The organism is Dethiosulfovibrio salsuginis (assembly GCF_900177735.1).
In the GTDB taxonomy this organism is placed as follows: domain Bacteria; phylum Synergistota; class Synergistia; order Synergistales; family Dethiosulfovibrionaceae; genus Dethiosulfovibrio; species Dethiosulfovibrio salsuginis.
The window spans coordinates 1-16059 of the sequence record NZ_FXBB01000014.1 but is presented as its reverse complement, the minus strand read 5'-3'; the positions used below and the strand labels follow the sequence as shown (position 1 = coordinate 16059).

The window sequence follows — 16059 nt, the reverse complement described above, 5'->3', positions numbered from 1 at the left end:
GCCAGAAAGGGCCTAGCCCTTTCCTTTATCCTTAAAACCGTATACGAAGGCCAGGACTTCCGCCACGCCTTTGTACAGCTTTTCAGGTATAGCCTCTCCGACCTCGACTGATTCGTACAGAGCCCAGGCCAGGGGCTTATTTTCCACAACAGGTATTTTATTCTCCTCCGCTATTTCCCTGATTCTGGCGGCGACTTTATCCTTGCCTTTAGCCAGAACCACCGGAGCCTCCATTTTGCCTTTTTCGTACTTTATAGCCACCGCCAGAGTCGTAGGGTTGGTTATGACTACGTCCGCTTTGGGGACATCGGCCATCATCCTCTTCTGGGCCATCTCCCTCTGCTTCTGACGGATCTTCTGCTTTATCTGAGGGTCTCCCTCCATCTGCTTGTACTCTTCTTTTATCTCCTGCTTGCTCATTCGGATGTTTTTCTCGAACTCCCACTTCTGGTATCCCCAGTCGAACAGGGCGATAACCAACAGGAGCAGCGTCATCTTAAAACTAAGCATCCACAGCTTCCAAAGAAGCCTAGGGACCGCCTCTCCCAAGGGAAAACGGATATAGGTTATCATCTCATCTAGATCGCCTGTAAGGGCGGAGTAGAGCATTATCGCCAAGATCAGCGCCTTGAGTAGGCCCTTACATAGCTCTACGAGGGACCGTAGGGAAACAATTTTCTTCAGCCCCGATATAGGGTTAAAACGGTCCATTTTAGGGGTAAGGGGCTTAGAGCTTATGAAAAAGCCCACCTGGACCACGGAGATAAAGAAGGCGGCGACAAAACAGGCCAGGGCAAGAGGGAAAAGGTATAGACCGTAGGTCGCCACCGACTTTACCGCTATAATCTCAAACCAGCCCTCCTGCCAGAGGGCTTCGTCCCCCATAAACATTATGAGATCTTTGGTCAGAGAGGAAAGACCATCGAATATCCATCCTCCGAAAAGCAGTATCATCAGCAAACCGGATATAATGACCACTCCAGCGCCCAGGTCCTGGCTTTTAGCTACCCGGCCCTCCTCCCTCTCTTTCTGTCTCTTTCTGGGAGTAGCGGGCTCGGTCTTCTCCTGAGCGAAGAACTGAAGCCCTAAGGCTCTTATCATCGCCAAGCACCTAGTCCTATGAGAGCGAGACGGAGAAAAGGCTCTATTCTGTCGTGAAGTATGCCGACCATTACAGGAAGCAGCACCATCAACAGGAAGATACCTAGCCCTATCTTTATAGGCAACCCAAGGATAAAGACGTTCATCTGAGGAACCGTACGGGCCAGAAACCCTAGCCCTATATCGGTGATAAGGAGGGCACCGTAAAAGGGGATTGACATCATGAAAGCCATAACGAAAAGATCGCCCGCCCATTTAGCCAACCCCATGTCGGAGGCGACAGCCAAGCCCATGCCGCCTATAGGCAACAGCCTAAAGCTCTCCAAAACCGCCCTCACCAGTAGTATATGGCCGTTCCAGTAGAGGAAAAACCACAACCCCACCAGAATTTGAAATTGACCTATAATTGATTCTTCATCCTGAGATATAGGATCTAAAACGCTGACCATGGCTAGGCCCATGCTGGTGCCTATCATTCGTCCTGCGACCTGAAGGACGTAGAAGGGACAGGCGGAAAAAAAACCGATAAAAATCCCGACCAAAATCTCTCTAGCTCCCGCCAAAAACAGGGGCAGAATACCGGAAAAGAGGACTGTAGGAACGGTCCCTCCCATAAGGGGAACCACTATCATCGACATAAAAACGGACAGCCAGAAGATGAAAGGCACGGGAAAGCTGGCTCCTACTATGGCGGGAGCTACGTAAAACAGCCCCAAAAACCTGATAGACACCAGAATATATACAGGGACCTGACCTGTGAGTAAATCCAGTCCCATCAGCGAACGAACCTATGAAGCTGACCGAGAAGATCTATAGCCAGCTGGTTTACCAGACCGAACATCCAGGGCCCCATAACCAACAGAGCCCCCATTATAGCCATTATCTTAGGGACAAATGAAAGGGTCTGCTCCTGGATGGACGTAGCGGTCTGAAGGATACCTATTATAAGCCCAACCACCATAGCCACCAGCAGAATAGGAAGAGAGGCCATAAGGGAGACCTTCATGGACTCTACCAGCATATCGCTGACGCTCAGAACCTCCACAGTATAACCTCCTCACATATCAGCGAAAACTCTTTATAAGGCTCACTATAACCAGATTCCAGCCGTCGGCCATAACGAAGAGAAGCACCTTAAAGGGCAGAGAGATCATCATAGGGGGAAGCATTATCATACCCATACTCATCAACACGCTGGATATAATCATGTCTACCACTATGAAGGGAACGAATATGACTATGCCCATCTGAAACGCCGATTTCATCTCACTAAGCATAAAGGCGGGAAGCAATATCCTGGTAGGAACCTGATCGGCGTTTTCAGGCCTGGGGAGATCGGCCATAGAGACCATAAGGGAAAGCTCTTCCTGTCTGGTCTGCCTCAGCATAAAGGCCCTGAGGGGAGCGGAAGAACGCTCCCAGGCCTGAGCCACCCCTATCTGACCTGCCATATAGGGAGCGAGACCGTCTTTATACATTATGTCCCAGGTAGGGGACATAATGTATAAAGACAGAAAGAGAGCGAGGGTCACTATTACCTGGTTAGGAGGGGTCTGTTGGAGCCCTAGAGCCCTCCTGACAAAGCCAAGGACCACGATGATTCTGGTAAAGCAGGTGACCATGAGAAGAATCGCAGGGGCGACGCTCAGGATGGTCAAAAGAGCCACTATCTGGATGGTGTTTACCACGTCCTGATCGGACGAAGCCCCTTCAACGGCTATCCTGACCGCCGGGATAGGCGGAATCGGTGGCTCTGGCTGGGCCCATGCCATGGACAAAGCGAAAAGACACAGCAGAGAGGCAATAAGGCTAATGGAAAATATCTTTTTTTTCATCGACACCGTAAAGCTCCTCCCACTGTTCTGCCCGATAACGACCTAAGACGGTGTAGCCTGTCTTTGTCTCGCCTAGCAGTATAACCTCGGAACAAAATCTGACAACATAAATAACGCCTCTGCCCAGAGGCAGAGACGTCAGAACCTCAAGGCCGGAGCCGGAGGCCCTGCGGAACCTTGGCCCCCACCGGACGAGGAGAGCACCGATGGCTCCGAGAAGAGCCACGGCCAGAAGAACCTTTACGAGATAAGTCTCCACAGCCACAGAGGACAGGGCCCAAGCCGGTTCCCCAAGTCCGGTTAAGATGGAACATAACGCCACCACCGTAACTAAAAGCCCTCTGAGCAACGAAAACGCCCCTTACCCCAGGACCTTGGTCAGAGCGTCGACGACCCTATCGGGCTGGAAGGGCTTTACTATGAAGTCCTTCGCACCAGCCTGAATCGCCTCTATAACCATCGACTGCTGCCCCATGGCACTGACCATAACTATCCGGCATCCAGGGTTGACCGCCTTTATGGCCTTTACAGCATCGATTCCGTTCATCTCTGGCATGGTGATATCCATGGTCACTATGTCTGGGTTAAGCTCCTTGTACATATTGACCGCCACCTGGCCGTTCTCCGCCTCTCCAAGAACCTCAAAACCGTTCTTAGAGAGAATATCCTTGAGCATCATCCTCATAAACGCTGCGTCATCGACGATAAGGACTGTAGGCATTTATGTCCCTCCTGTTCGTATATATAGGGGCCCGCAAGGTATCAGGATCCAATAGAGTTGATCCTGTCGCCCATATTTAAAATCTCCGTAACCCGCACGCCGAAGTTCTCGTCTATGACGACAACCTCTCCTTTAGCGATAAGCTTTCCGTTTACCAGAACATCCACAGGCTCCCCTGCCATCTTGTCCAATTCTATCACGGAACCGGGGGCAAATGACAATACCTCTCCTACTGTTTTTCTCGTTCTACCTAATTCAACGGTAACCCTGACGGGAATGTCCACGATAAGCCCTATGTTGGAAGGCTCCTGCTGGCCCCCTGACGGCACTATAGGGCCAAACTCCGCTGGCCTCACGTCAACCGGCTGCTGTGGCGGCGGCGGTGGCGGTGCGTAGCCTGGCTGAGGTGCCCTAGGCTGAGCTGGCGGCTGAGCCTGAGGTGGGGAGGCCTGAGGCGCGGAGGCTTTAGGCGGCGGCGGAGCAGGAGCGGGCTCAGGATCGCCTATCAGGGCGTCAGCAAAGGTAGCCGCCGAATCGTTAGGGATGCAGACGATAGAGCTGAAAGGAGAGAGGCCGTCTATCTCCACGTCCAGAGCGGCTCTCCATATCTTTCCATCCTCTCCCTCAGAGGGGAAGGGAAGCCACTCCCCTTCCTCCATCTTTGCCGAGGGGTTGCTGGGCATGGCCCTGCGGCCTTTTAGAGCTCCGCTGAGAGAGGTCATAGCCGCTCCCATCACCTGGCTCAAGCCCTCTTGGGCGGCGTTCACGAAAAGCTCGTTTGCCTCTTCAGGAAGGTCCTTTCCCTCTCCACCCATCATAAGGTCCGCGAGCATCAAGACCCCAATCTCAGACATGACCATAGCCATAGGGGCGTTATCGAAACCGTCGCAATCGACGGAGAACAGTAGATTTCTGCCCTGAGTCTCGCCACTAGACAGATCGGATTGAGGAATCTCTCCGGCTTTGGACACCGTCACGGTGACCTCCCGGCCTGAAAGCATCCCAACCACACCGGAGACCGCATCGACAAACATATTCGCCATGTCGTCCATGGCGTTTAACTGGGGCTGGCTCAGAGAAGTGGATCCTCCTCCACCGCCAGAATCGCCCCCTAAAGTACCCTCAAGTAACGCGTTTATCTCGTCCTGACTGAGCAGATCATCAGCCATGGCCTATCCCTCCTCGTACTCTTCCAGCGAGCCATCCCAGGCCACGTCGAGGACCTCGGCGGAATAGCGACCGTCCACCGTGCCAGGTCGTCCTGTAAACTTGACCCTGCTCCCTACCCTTATCTTGACCGGATCGTCGGTAGCCGAGTCCAGACGAATTACGTCTCCGACCTGAAGCCTCATTATATCCGACAGAGACAGAACCGTATCGCCGAGCTCCAGGCTGAGAGGAACCCTAACGGTGCCCATGCTGGAGACCAGGAAAGAACGGCTATCCTGCTCTTTGTTTTTGCCTGTGGAGGCAAACCATATCTGAGAGCTCAGCTTGTCCATAACCGGCTCCATAACGAAATAGGGGATACAGAGACTGACCATCCCCTCTACGTCGCCTACGGACACCTTCAAAGTGACCAGTAGCACCATATCGGTACCGGGACAGATCTGGACGAAGAAAGGGTTGCTCTCCATGCTCTCGAACCGGAAACGTACGTCCACAACGGTAGACCAGCTGTCCTCCAGTATCTCCAGCATCTTCATAAAGACCCTCTCTATGACCGTAGACTCTATATCGGTGAGATCTCTGGGCTTGCCGAAGATCTCTCCTTTTCCCCCTAAAAGGCGATCTATTATCGAAAAGACCAGGCTTGGATTCATATCGATTACGGCGTTGCCCTCGAGGGGATACATCTCCAGAACCCCCATAACCGTCGGCTGGACCATAGAACGGACGAACTCCTCGTAGGCGACCTGGTCCACCGAAGCAACCTCGCAGGTCACTATTGAACGAACCATTGTGGATAGGCTCGTGGTCAACTGCCTGCTGAAGGACTCGTGGATCATCTGAATCGCCCTCAGCTGGTCTTTGCTGAACTTGTCGGGACGACGGAAGTCGTATCCCTTTATGTTTTTTTCCGAAGAAGCCTGGGAGATCTCCTCGAAATCGACGTCCCCACTGGTGAGGATATCGAGGAGAGAGTCTATCTCAGACTGGGAAAGTACGTCGGGAGTCACAGTTCCTCACCACCTTTCCACCGGGAACCAATCTACTGGGTAACGAACTTGCGAAAGAGGACCCTGCGGACAACCACCTTACCGTCCACCGAGGGCAGAATGGCGTTGATCCGCCTTTTGAGATTGTCGCTAAGCTCCATAACACCCTCGGCACTTCTGAAATCGTCGGCGATATGGTCCTTCACGGTGAGCAGAATCTCGTTACGGATATGGCTACGCCACCCTCCGTCCGCAAGAATCAGCTCAGCCTTGGAACCAGAGGCTTCCAGAGCCATCTCGAAATTGACGAGCCTAGGATCTTTATCCGCCAGGTTTATGACGAAATCGCCAAAATCGACGATAGGTCCCGGTCGCTCCAGATCTTTAGACACCCCTGTGACGCTCTGTTGACCTCCGCCAAAACGGATTCCCAGGAAGTAGCCCCCTCCTAGACCACCAGCCAGGGCGACCAGAGCAACTAAGACAATCAACAAAATCTTTTTCAAAATTAATCCTCCGATCTGTGATCACTGTTTGGGGTACTTGGAGAGGATCACCAGGTCTACCCTTCGATTTAAGCCCCTGTTCTCGTCGCTATCGTTGGGCACCACAGGCCTGTAGGGACCGTATCCTACCGCCTGAATTATATCAGGGGCTATTCCGCCGCTGTCTACCATGTAGGAGGCCACCACCGCTGCCCTGATGGAAGATAGGCCCCAGTTATCCCTGTAGGGCCCCCCTCGAAGAGGTCTATCGTCGGTGTGCCCCTCCACCGCAAGGGCGGGAATCCTGCCTCTGAGCAGTGCCCCAAGCCTGGTCAGGATTCTCTTTCCCTCAGGACGAACCTCTATGCCCCCTAGGGGGAATAAAAACTGATCCGACAGGGACACAGTGACCCCTCTCTGATCGACTTTTATGGAGACCTCCTCTTCCAGCTCGTTGTCCTTCAGGAAGGACCTAAGCTCCTTTTCAACCTCGAAGGTGGATTGGGTCTGCCTCTTTTCCTCTCCGGCGTCGTAGCCCGAGGCGCCACCGTAGGGAAGGGGATCCTCCTGGAGGGACTTCCCACCCTGCATGACCCCTAAAGCACCTTGAAAGGAGACCATCATCTTCTTGAACTTCTCCACGTCCAGAGAGGAAAAGGCGAAGAGGAGGACGAAAAAAGTCAGAAGAAGGGTGACCATATCGCCGTAGGTAGCCAGCCAGCCAGCACCGCCTTTCTCCTCCTTTTTCTTTCTCTCTCTGGCCAAGGTTTACTCGCCGCCTTTCTCTGTTCCGTTTTTCTCCTCAAGCTCCTTACGCTGTTCGGGAGGCAGAAAGACCTTCAGTTTTTCCTCGACTATGCGGGGGTTTTCTCCCGCCTGGATGGCCAGCACCCCCTCCACCATCAGCTCACGGACCACCGTCTCCTCGGAGGACCGGGCCGCCAGCTTGGCGGAGATAGGGAGGGCCACAAGGTTCGCCATAAAGGACCCGTAGAAGGTGGTTATAAGGGCCACCGCCATGCCGGGCCCTAAAGAACCGGGGTCGTCCAGGTTTCGGAGCATCGCTATGAGACCGATGAGGGTTCCTAACATGCCGAAGGCGGGGAAAAGCTCGCCCATGGTGTCGAACATGCCTTTGTTGGCGGCGTGTCGCTCCTCCAGGACGCTTATTTCGGTGTCCAGGATGGCCTTCACCAGCTCAGGGTCGGTTCCGTCGACGACTAACTGGATCGACTTAGACAGAAACTCGTCGTCCAGCTCCCCTGCGTCGGCCTCCAGGGCGAGAAGCCCCTCCCTTCGGGCTTTCTCGGCGAAACTGACTATGGTCTGAACAAGGGAGACCATATCGGGAGTCTGGGAGAAAAAGGCTATTTTGGTGACTTTTCCCAGATTTTTTATACGTCCCATAGGGTTTGCCATTATGACAGCCCCGAAGGTTCCGCCTACGGTGATGAGGAGGGAGGGAAGGTTTATGAAAGCAGCGGCCTCTCCACCTGCCACGATCCCCCCTATAACCAGAATTAACGCAAGAGACAGTCCTACGACCGATGCAAGATCCACTATGAAGCCCCCATTTTCACCGAATATCGACTAAACCGTAAAGGTCCGTCTATATCATAACCGCTAGACGACCATCACGTCAAAGAGGGCGGCCACCTTTTTTCCTGATAGGCCGCCGCCCTTTCCATTATCTCTTCAGGAGACTCCTGAACCACGTATCGGTGACCGTTGACCAAGGTCACCACCGTATCGGGGTTCGCCTCCACCGTCTCTATCAGGCCGGCGTTCAGTATAAACACCGACCCGTTAAGTCTAGTGACCTCTATCATAGGACACTATCGTTTCAGGTTTATGGCCTCTTCGAGGACCGAGTCGCTGGTGGTTATGACCCTTGCGTTGGACTGATAGCCCCTCTGAGCGAGGATCATCTGGGTGAACTCCTCGGTTATCTCGACGTTGCTGGACTCGGTGGTGCTACCTGCGATGGTGCCCGCTCCCTCGACGGTTGCACTGACGATATTTGGCTCACCGGAGTTTATGGATCTGGCAAAGGCGGTATCCCCGACCTTGGTGAGCCCCTGGGGGTTCGAGAACATGGCCATGGAGACCTTGAAAAGGGAATCCACGTGACCGTTGTCGTAGATTCCGACTAAAGTTCCGTCCTCGGAGACCTGAAAATCGTTCATAACCCCCATTTTATAGCCATTCTGGGTATAGGGTTTAGTCGTAAAAGCAGAGCCATACTGGGTTACGCCGTCGATGGTCTCTTTGCCAAAAGCCTTGCCGGTGAAATCCAGCTCTATCTCCGTATCCTCAAGGCCTATGGCGGAGAAACCCACGGTGATAACCGGGCTCTCTTCCAACACAATCTTGCCGTCAGAACCAAAGGTAACAGTGCCAGAACCGCCTGTAACGGCTATCTCCGGCGTCTCCGCCTCCGGGTCCTCTCCCTCTATGGACACATCCCACTGCCAGGTGTTGTCGCCGGTCTTGGTCCAGACCGTGATCATGTTGTGCTCAGCACCGAGGCTATCGTATATTACGCTGCTCGTTCTGTGAACGCTCTCTGGGTCCGCCTCCTCACCTGGAGTGGTGCTGGGAACGCGAGCATCCAGGTTACAGCGATACCCTACCAAGGTGGTTGACTTGGCCTCGATCTTCTGCCCCATCGGGATATTTATATCCACCAGGCCGCCGCCCCAGATCTCCTCGCCGTCCTCGCCCATGACCTTTTCGTAGCCCTGGACCTTGTAGCCGTTGCCGGAGGCGACCAGGTCGGAGTTGCCGTCCAGGACGAAGTTGCCTGCCCTGGTGTAGTACTGCTCGTTCCCCGCTCTCACCACAAAGTAACCCTCACCCTGTATGGCCATGTCGGTCCTGTTGCCCGTAAAGGTGAGAGGTCCCTGAGTATGAATTGTCTGGATAGCCCCCACCTTTACACCAAGGCCGACCTGGCGGGGGTTTACCCCGCCTCGGTTGCCGTCTGGGGCCATGGCCCCTCTGTCCATCTGGGACAGGAGGTCCTGAAAGGCCACTGTGGATTTTTTAAAGCCAGTGGTGTTGACGTTGGCTATGTTGTTGCCCACCACATCCAGTTTTTTCTGGTGAGCGATAACCCCGCTAACACCGGTCAAAAGCGATCTAATCATCTAAGCCACCATCCTATCGTTTGAGGTTCAGCAGCTCTTCCAGCATGGAGTCGCTGGTGGTTATGACCCTTGAGCTCGCCTGGAAGCCCCTCTGGGTGGTTATCAGGTTTGTGAACTCGTCGGTTATATCGACGTTGCTGGATTCAAGAGATGCACCAGCGATAGAACCAGCTCCCTCGACCATGGCGTTGACGACAGAAGGCTCACCGGAGTTGATGGATTTTGAGAACACCGTGCCTCCGTTCTTCAAAAGCCCCTGAGGGTTGGCGAACTTTGCCAAGGAGACCTTGTAGAGGGCCTGGTTTTGACCGTTGTCGTAGATCCCCACGATGGTTCCGTCGTTGCTGGTGGAGAAGTCCTTCAGCACCCCCATTTTGTAGCCGTCCTGGGCGTAGGGCTTGGTGGTGAAAGCCGAGCCGTACTGGGTGACTCCATCAATCTCGTCTTTGTCGAAGGATTTGCCGGAGAAGTCGAGAACTATTTCAGCGTCCGCCGCACCGATGGCGGAGAAGCCCACTGAGATGGTGTTCTCGCCACCGGAGAGGATTTTCCCATCCTCGGAGAAGAGGAGAATTCCTTTGTTCTCCTTCAAGGCAAGCTCCGGAGAATCGGGGAAGAACGCCTCCCAGCTCCAGGTGTTGTTGCCGACCTTCTTCCAGGCCACCTCCATGGTGTGGGCGTTGCCGAGACTATCGTATATGGTTCCTTTGCCCTCGTGGACGCTGGCGGAGTTCTCCCTGATCGTCGTTATGGCCTTACCTCCGTTGTTGCTGTCGTAGGTGAAGATCAGCCTGGACGGATCGGTCGGCGATGGCTTAGCGGTAACCTTAACGCCACCGGAGAAATTCCCATCAAAGGTCTGACTTCCACCGTAAACTATCTCTCCTGCGGTGTTGGTGTAGGTTAGTCCCTCGGGGTCGGTGGTGTTTATCTTAAAGGGAGTCATAACCCCAAGATCGTTAGGTCCCCAGAGAGTTACGATATCGCCGTAGGTGGCGTCCGACGCTCCAGAGGAATCGTAGTCCACAAGATAGTTAACTCCGTTTATCTCGGTGGTCTGGAACTTAAAGTTACTGTAGCTCCAAGCCGATTTGCCGGTGGCCTCGTTGACCAAAGAGACAGAGCCAGTGGCTGGGTCATAGGTCACCCTATGGGACTGCAAGGTGAGCTTGTCCGGGTCGTCTGGATCGGCCACAGGGATATTCACAGTAGAGGGCGAAGGCTGAAGTATTACGTTACCCTCGGTAGAGACTCCTCTAAAGGAGAGCTTTATCTCCTCGGTCTTAGCGGATATACCACTTGCATCGGGGTAATCCAAGGTCATGGTCATGAAGTCGTCGGTAGTCTCTCCCTCTTTAAACCCATAGCCGATATCCGCCCGAGCAGGGACCTGGAAATCGGTAGGCTCGTGGAAAATTCTGGAACCAGTGATGGAGGCGAGAGCTACGCTATCGGTAAAGGCAGTGCCGTTGCCGATATCAAAGGTAAACACCCCAGAGGCGTAGCTGAGACGAGCCCTATTTCCTGTTCCATCGGAGGTCTCCCAGTTCGTTCCATCGTGGTAGTACATATTGGCCAAGTCAGGCCCGACTCCACCAACTCCGAAAGACTGCCAAGCAGCGCCATCGTGATACCTGAATATCGGATCACCTGCTCCATCGAAACCATCACAAATGAGTCTCAGTGTTCTGTCAAGGTCAGGATCTCCGTTATCCAAACCGTTTCTCAGTTTTAACTCTATCTCCTCACCTTTTGAAACCGTCTTGGGAAGCTCGGCGTTAACCGACCAAACGTTGCCGCTTATGGTCGTAGAGCCAGCCTGAGGTGTGTTAAGGTTGATCTTCGTCGTAGCCCTTGTGGAGACAAGGGGATCCAAGTCTACCGTAGCTGTGGTTGCAGCGGCATCCTGAACGGTAAAGGAAAATTCACCGGACGCTGGGTTGTAGGAGAGCTGAGCCTGGGCACCTAAAACCGTGGAAGTTCCCCAAGCTGCCCCGTCGTAGAAATAGATATCCGGGATGTTGGGGTCAGTTCCCGCTGGCAACGCTGTTTTTGAAGCGAAATCATTCCAAGTTGTTCCTCCATCGTCTGACCACTGGAACACAGGGACACCAGCTGATGTGAAGCCGGTACATTTAAGGTCAACCGACGAGGTAACAGGGGAATTTCCTGCAGCTTCACTGACAAGGTCAAGTTTTATCTCGTCTCCGACCTTTACTACCGAAGGTAGGGTCGGAGTTACGGTCCAGTCAGAACCAACCGTACCTAAGTTAGCACTTGTCTCAGGAGTTAACTTAGCGAGGTCCACTCTGTTATCGTTGCCATTATCGGTCATGCCAAGCACGAAAGACCCAGAAGAGGGATCATACCCTAGAGTATAGGGATTGCCAGGAGTAGCTGCGGAAGTGGTCCACCCGCCAGGAGCTGTTGATGTAGTAGGGTCTGCCACCTCGGCATCGTAGTAATCCAAACCAGCTACTTCAGGGTCAGTCCCTCCGTTGACGGCAAAATCCTTCCACGTGGTTCCTCCATCGTCAGACCACTGGAAGACGGCGTTTCCGGCGGAGTTAAGGGAGATACACTTCAGATGAAGGGTTGCGGTCCCCGAACTCGTGGTTCCTCCTGTGACCTCGGTGTTTAAAGTAAGCTCAATCTCCTCCCCTACGCTGACCGACTGGGGCAGGGACATGGATAGAGCAAAGTCGTCTGTTCCACCACCCACTCCGGTTTCGGTGTAGGTCTCCGGTGTCTTAAGGCCGACGGCGTAGTTTCCGTTGGTGGCCATGTTGGAGAAGGCCGTGGGATAGGCCTGATTCTGGAAGTTTTCCACGTATCCTATAGCCGTAGGAGGCGTCGCACTGGGCAGATAAGAGGACGCAGGCGGCGTCACGGAGAAGGCCCCGGTGGTGGCGTTGTAGGACAGGGTGTAATCTCCGTCTGCAGCTGTAGTTGCTGCTGTAAATTGCCTAAGGCTAACCGTAGGATCGGTACCCCCAAAGTCCTTCCACGACGGCGTGGCTGCAGCGGAATCGTACCACTGAAAGAGGCCGTTCCCTGCCTCGTTGAAACCGATACAGCGAAGGGTCAAGGTTGCGGTCTTCGAAGTTTTGGTACCGTTTGCGTCGGCCTCCGAAGCAAAGGTCATGGTGAAGCTCTCCCCTATGGCAACGTTGCTTTTCGAGAAAGAAGTGTCCACGGTTATGGTGTCATTTCCAACGGTTATATCGTAGACCGAGGTTAACTCCGTCGACAGTCCAAGTCTAGCGGTGTTTCCGTCTTTGTTGACCACGCTGTTGCTGGTCGCAGGACCAATGATGGGGTTGACGTTGCCCCGGAAGTTAAGGGTCTTTCCCGAAGAGCCTACGTTCATGAAAAGGCTGATCTCGTCGGGAAACTCACTATCGTTTCCGGTGGAGATGCTTAAGGTGCTATCGGGATCGAAAAGACCTTCGTCGGTCTTCGGTACGGTCCACTGGAAGTAGTCCTTCTGTAAGGCTCCGGTGATCTCGTTTTTGCCCTGGCCCCAGAGTTTTACCACCGCGTCCTTCTCGCCCTCGGTAACCTCCGCCAGGTAGGTATGGCTGGTTCCGGTGCTGTCGTCTATGGTGACCGCCTGGTAGTTCATGTAGGCACCAAGAGGGAACTCAAGATCCCTTATACGCATTTTACCGGTCTCCGAATTAAAAGCCGTTTCGTCGGTATCTTTTAGCTTAGGGTAATATATAGAATCGTCGCTCGAACTCTGCTCCACGCCATCGAACTCGAACTTGAATATCTCAACGCTCTTGTCGGTCTCGTTTGTGACACGGACTACGAGAAAATCGTCCACGTCGGAGCCTTCGGACACCTCTATTGTATAAGGTGTTTTCTTGGCGTCGAGGGCAGAGAACTTAAGCCCCTCGGGGATACCGAACGGCAGGTAGGGGTCGACCCTTGAGTCCAGGTTACAGCGATACCCGACAGTAGAGGTGGCCTTGGCCTCCATCTTTTTGCCGAGAGGGATATTTATATCGTCCAGGGTAGAGCCCCAGATCTCGTTGCCGTCCTCGTCGATGGTAACCTCGTTGCCCTGGACCTTGTAGCCGGTGCCGGACATGACAAGGTCGGAGTTGCTGTCTAAGACGAAGTTTCCCGCCCTGGTGTAGAGATCCTCCTGACCGCTACGGACGATGAAGTAACCGTCTCCCTGGATGGCCATGTCGGTCCTGTTACCGGTCTGGGACACGGTGCCCTGGGTGTGGATCGTCTCTATGGCTCCTACGCCGACCCCTGTGCCTATCTGTTGGGCGTTGACTCCGCCTCTATTCTGGTCCGGTGCCATAGCCCCCTTAAGGTTTTGGGAGAGCAGGTCCTGGAATATAACCGAAGAGCCCTTGAATCCGGTGGTGTTTACGTTGGCTATGTTGTTACCTACCACGTCCATACGCTTTTGGTGAACCTTTACTCCGCTGACGCCGGTCATAAGAGACTTTAACATTAAAAACGACCTCCTTCGAGTTGTTTAGAGATCGGCATTCCCTTGCCTCTCTGTATGTCCCGCCGTCCGTGGTGGGCCTGTGATAACGAAAACGCTATAAGAACCATACTAACTATCCGAGGTTCCGGGAACCTGCACCGAGATTATCCTGTCCATCTCCGCCTCAGAGCCGTCCAGCATTTTCAGGATAACCGATCCGTTTTTATGGGAGATGGACTTTACTATGCCCGTCTTTTCCTCGGTTATAACGTTGCCTTCATCGTCGATGGTGTTGGCGGAGTAGGTGACCTCAAAACCTATGTAGCCTACGGCGTTGCCTAGCTGTAGGGATACCATCTGCTCCATGGTGGTGTTCATGTTTATGAGCTGTTCGACGGTGCTGAACTGGGAGAACTGGGCTGCCATCTGGTTGCTGTCCATTGGCTCCATAGGATCCTGATTTTTAAGCTGTTCTATGTAGAGTTTTAGAAAATCGTCTTTGTCCATGGCGTTTTTTATCTCCCTGGACTGATTTGTGAAAGACGAAGCTGCGTTTACCGATGAATAGGGATTTACGGTGGTCATAAGGTCTCACTCCTTTTTATGCGTACCACTGAAGGACGCCTCTTTCCATGTCCAACCTGGCTGTATCCATCAAGGGGATCTCCAGTTCCTCTTCCTCGGAGGCTCCTTTTCTCCTGCGGAGCTTTATAGAGTCTAGGCTATCTCTCCAGGGGGAACGTCTTTCGTCGCCCTGCCTGATATCGACGCTGATAGAGGAAGCCACTATGCCCTGCTGGGACAGCATATCCTGAAGGACAGGGATCTGGGGCTTTATCATCTCCCGAACCTGGGCACTGTCCACTTTGAAGCTGGCCTCTATGCCCGTCGATGTGGCTCTGACTTCAACCTCAACCCTTCCTAATGCAGGAGGGTCTATTATGACGGTGGCCTTTTGGGTTCCGTCGGCCATGACGTGGCGGACCACCTGGACCAGACCGTGAGGAAGGGCGTCGGGCCCTTTCTGAGGTAGATACATCGTCTGGGTCGGAAGGGGCTCCGATTTTGGCTGGACCGACTGCCTGACGTCAGTCTGTACCACAAGGTTTTCAAGCCCCTTATCGAAGACCTTTTGGAAGCTATCCTCTGGTTTATTTTCGGATATTTCCGCAACGGGCTGAAACTTTTCATCCCTTTTCTCCGGTGTCCAGCTGGAGAGGAACATCGGGGCTTCCTTTGCCTTAGGCTCCGACAGGGAGTTGGCCTTACCTTCCTCCATGTTCGATAGAGAGGCGGGCTCAGAGGATACCGAATATCCTCTGGACTGGACGGTTCTAGGGGTTACTATCTTTATCCTATGTGGAACCGCTTCCTGAGCTACAGCGGTGGCAGCATGGGCAACCTGGGACGGTTCCGCTACGACTGAAACAGGCTGAGTTCCACTCGGTTTTGCTGATAAAGCTACCTCACCGCTTGGGGAGAAGGGTTGATCGGCCTTTACGGTAGAGCCTATTTCCGGTTTGATCAATGCCGCTGGAGTCTCAGCCAATGAAGACTGTGTATTTGGAATCACGGTCTCCAGCTCTATGGGGTCAGCCTGAGTAGTTACCTCGAGTAATGTCGGCTGGTTCAAAGGACTCACCGACTCCGACGACCCACCAATGCCTAACCCAATGCCGATAAGTGGCTCTGGCTTGACGACCTCGGCAACGACCGCAGTATCGGACGGAAGAAGCCTGTCGGGCTGTGCCGCTGCCTCCGGCTTAGTCGGCTCGACTTGGGTCTGTGGCTCTGCCATCACTGGAATGCCTTCCAGTTTTATAGAGGAAGCGACCTCACCGCTCGGGGTGGGGGCTTGATCTGCCCTTATTGGAGAGGCTGTCTTTAATGCCTCGGGCTTTGCCGTTGACGCAGGGAGCTCCGTCGAAGGATGGGCCTTTGGGACCATCAGCTCCGGCTCTATTGGATCGGCCTGAGTCGTTACCTCGGATGGTGTCGACTGATCCAAAGGACTCACCGACTCCGGTGTTCCACCGACTCTTAGCCCGATGCTGGTCGGTGGCTCTGGCTTGACGACCTCGGCAACGACCGCAGTATCGGACGGAAGAAGCCTGTCGGGCTGTGCCGCTGCCTCCGGCTTAGTCGGCTCGACT

The 16059-nt window shown here is 53.8% G+C and carries 16 protein-coding genes; all 16 read right to left on the bottom strand.

Translation table 11 applies throughout. From position 1 onward, the window contains the following. Window positions 1-12: 12 nt before the first annotated feature. Window positions 13-1101 carry a flagellar biosynthesis protein FlhB gene (gene flhB / locus B9Y55_RS06545; RefSeq protein ID WP_200806642.1) on the bottom strand — a complete coding sequence of 363 codons (1089 nt, stop codon included), beginning with the start codon at window positions 1099-1101 and terminating at the stop codon, window positions 13-15. Further along, window positions 1098-1877 (bottom strand): flagellar biosynthetic protein FliR, encoded by a 780-nt coding sequence (locus B9Y55_RS06540; RefSeq protein ID WP_085544565.1) that lies wholly within the window; start codon window positions 1875-1877, stop codon window positions 1098-1100. The genes flhB and B9Y55_RS06540 overlap by 4 nt, the downstream gene beginning before the upstream one ends. Beyond that, a complete protein-coding gene (locus tag B9Y55_RS06535) occupies window positions 1877-2146 on the bottom strand; it encodes a flagellar biosynthetic protein FliQ (protein ID WP_143340843.1) in 270 nt (89 codons plus the stop codon). Before B9Y55_RS06535 ends, B9Y55_RS06540 begins: the two co-directional genes overlap by 1 nt. A gap of 19 nt (window positions 2147-2165) precedes the next feature. Next, window positions 2166-2936: a flagellar type III secretion system pore protein FliP gene (gene fliP, locus B9Y55_RS06530; RefSeq protein ID WP_085544564.1), complete on the bottom strand. Its 771-nt coding sequence runs from the start codon at window positions 2934-2936 to the stop codon at window positions 2166-2168. Then, a complete protein-coding gene (locus tag B9Y55_RS06525) occupies window positions 2911-3285 on the bottom strand; it encodes a hypothetical protein (RefSeq protein ID WP_085544563.1) in 375 nt (124 codons plus the stop codon). The genes fliP and B9Y55_RS06525 overlap by 26 nt, the downstream gene beginning before the upstream one ends. A gap of 12 nt (window positions 3286-3297) precedes the next feature. Beyond that, complete coding sequence (locus tag B9Y55_RS06520) at window positions 3298-3657, bottom strand: response regulator (protein WP_085544562.1); 360 nt, start codon at window positions 3655-3657, stop codon at window positions 3298-3300. A 41-nt stretch (window positions 3658-3698) separates the two neighbouring features. Continuing rightward, window positions 3699-4826, bottom strand: coding sequence for a flagellar motor switch protein FliN (gene fliN / locus B9Y55_RS06515; protein WP_085544561.1), 1128 nt, complete (start codon window positions 4824-4826; stop codon window positions 3699-3701). Between the two features lie 3 nt (window positions 4827-4829). Further along, window positions 4830-5837 (bottom strand): flagellar motor switch protein FliM, encoded by a 1008-nt coding sequence (fliM, locus tag B9Y55_RS06510; RefSeq protein WP_085544560.1) that lies wholly within the window; start codon window positions 5835-5837, stop codon window positions 4830-4832. A gap of 32 nt (window positions 5838-5869) precedes the next feature. Continuing rightward, on the bottom strand, window positions 5870-6322 hold the full coding sequence (locus tag B9Y55_RS06505; RefSeq protein WP_159448264.1) for a flagellar basal body-associated FliL family protein: 453 nt from the start codon (window positions 6320-6322) through the stop codon (window positions 5870-5872). Window positions 6323-6343: 21 nt separating this feature from the next. Beyond that, complete coding sequence (locus B9Y55_RS06500) at window positions 6344-7066, bottom strand: OmpA/MotB family protein (protein WP_085544558.1); 723 nt, start codon at window positions 7064-7066, stop codon at window positions 6344-6346. Window positions 7067-7069: 3 nt separating this feature from the next. Continuing rightward, window positions 7070-7861, bottom strand: a complete 792-nt coding sequence (locus B9Y55_RS06495) for a motility protein A (protein ID WP_085544557.1) — start codon at window positions 7859-7861, stop codon at window positions 7070-7072. 74 nt (window positions 7862-7935) lie between these two features. Continuing rightward, entirely contained in the window at window positions 7936-8130 is a 195-nt protein-coding gene (locus B9Y55_RS06490; RefSeq protein WP_085544556.1) for a flagellar FlbD family protein, read from the bottom strand. A 6-nt stretch (window positions 8131-8136) separates the two neighbouring features. Next, window positions 8137-9450 carry a flagellar hook protein FlgE gene (locus tag B9Y55_RS06485; RefSeq protein WP_085544555.1) on the bottom strand — a complete coding sequence of 438 codons (1314 nt, stop codon included), beginning with the start codon at window positions 9448-9450 and terminating at the stop codon, window positions 8137-8139. 13 nt (window positions 9451-9463) lie between these two features. Then, window positions 9464-13927 (bottom strand): flagellar hook-basal body complex protein, encoded by a 4464-nt coding sequence (locus tag B9Y55_RS06480; RefSeq protein ID WP_085544554.1) that lies wholly within the window; start codon window positions 13925-13927, stop codon window positions 9464-9466. Between the two features lie 108 nt (window positions 13928-14035). Then, window positions 14036-14491 carry a flagellar hook assembly protein FlgD gene (locus tag B9Y55_RS06475; protein ID WP_085544553.1) on the bottom strand — a complete coding sequence of 152 codons (456 nt, stop codon included), beginning with the start codon at window positions 14489-14491 and terminating at the stop codon, window positions 14036-14038. Window positions 14492-14507: 16 nt separating this feature from the next. Further along, window positions 14508-16059, bottom strand: a 1552-nt coding sequence (locus tag B9Y55_RS06470) for a flagellar hook-length control protein FliK (protein ID WP_143340842.1), incomplete at its 5' end; no start/stop codon positions are given.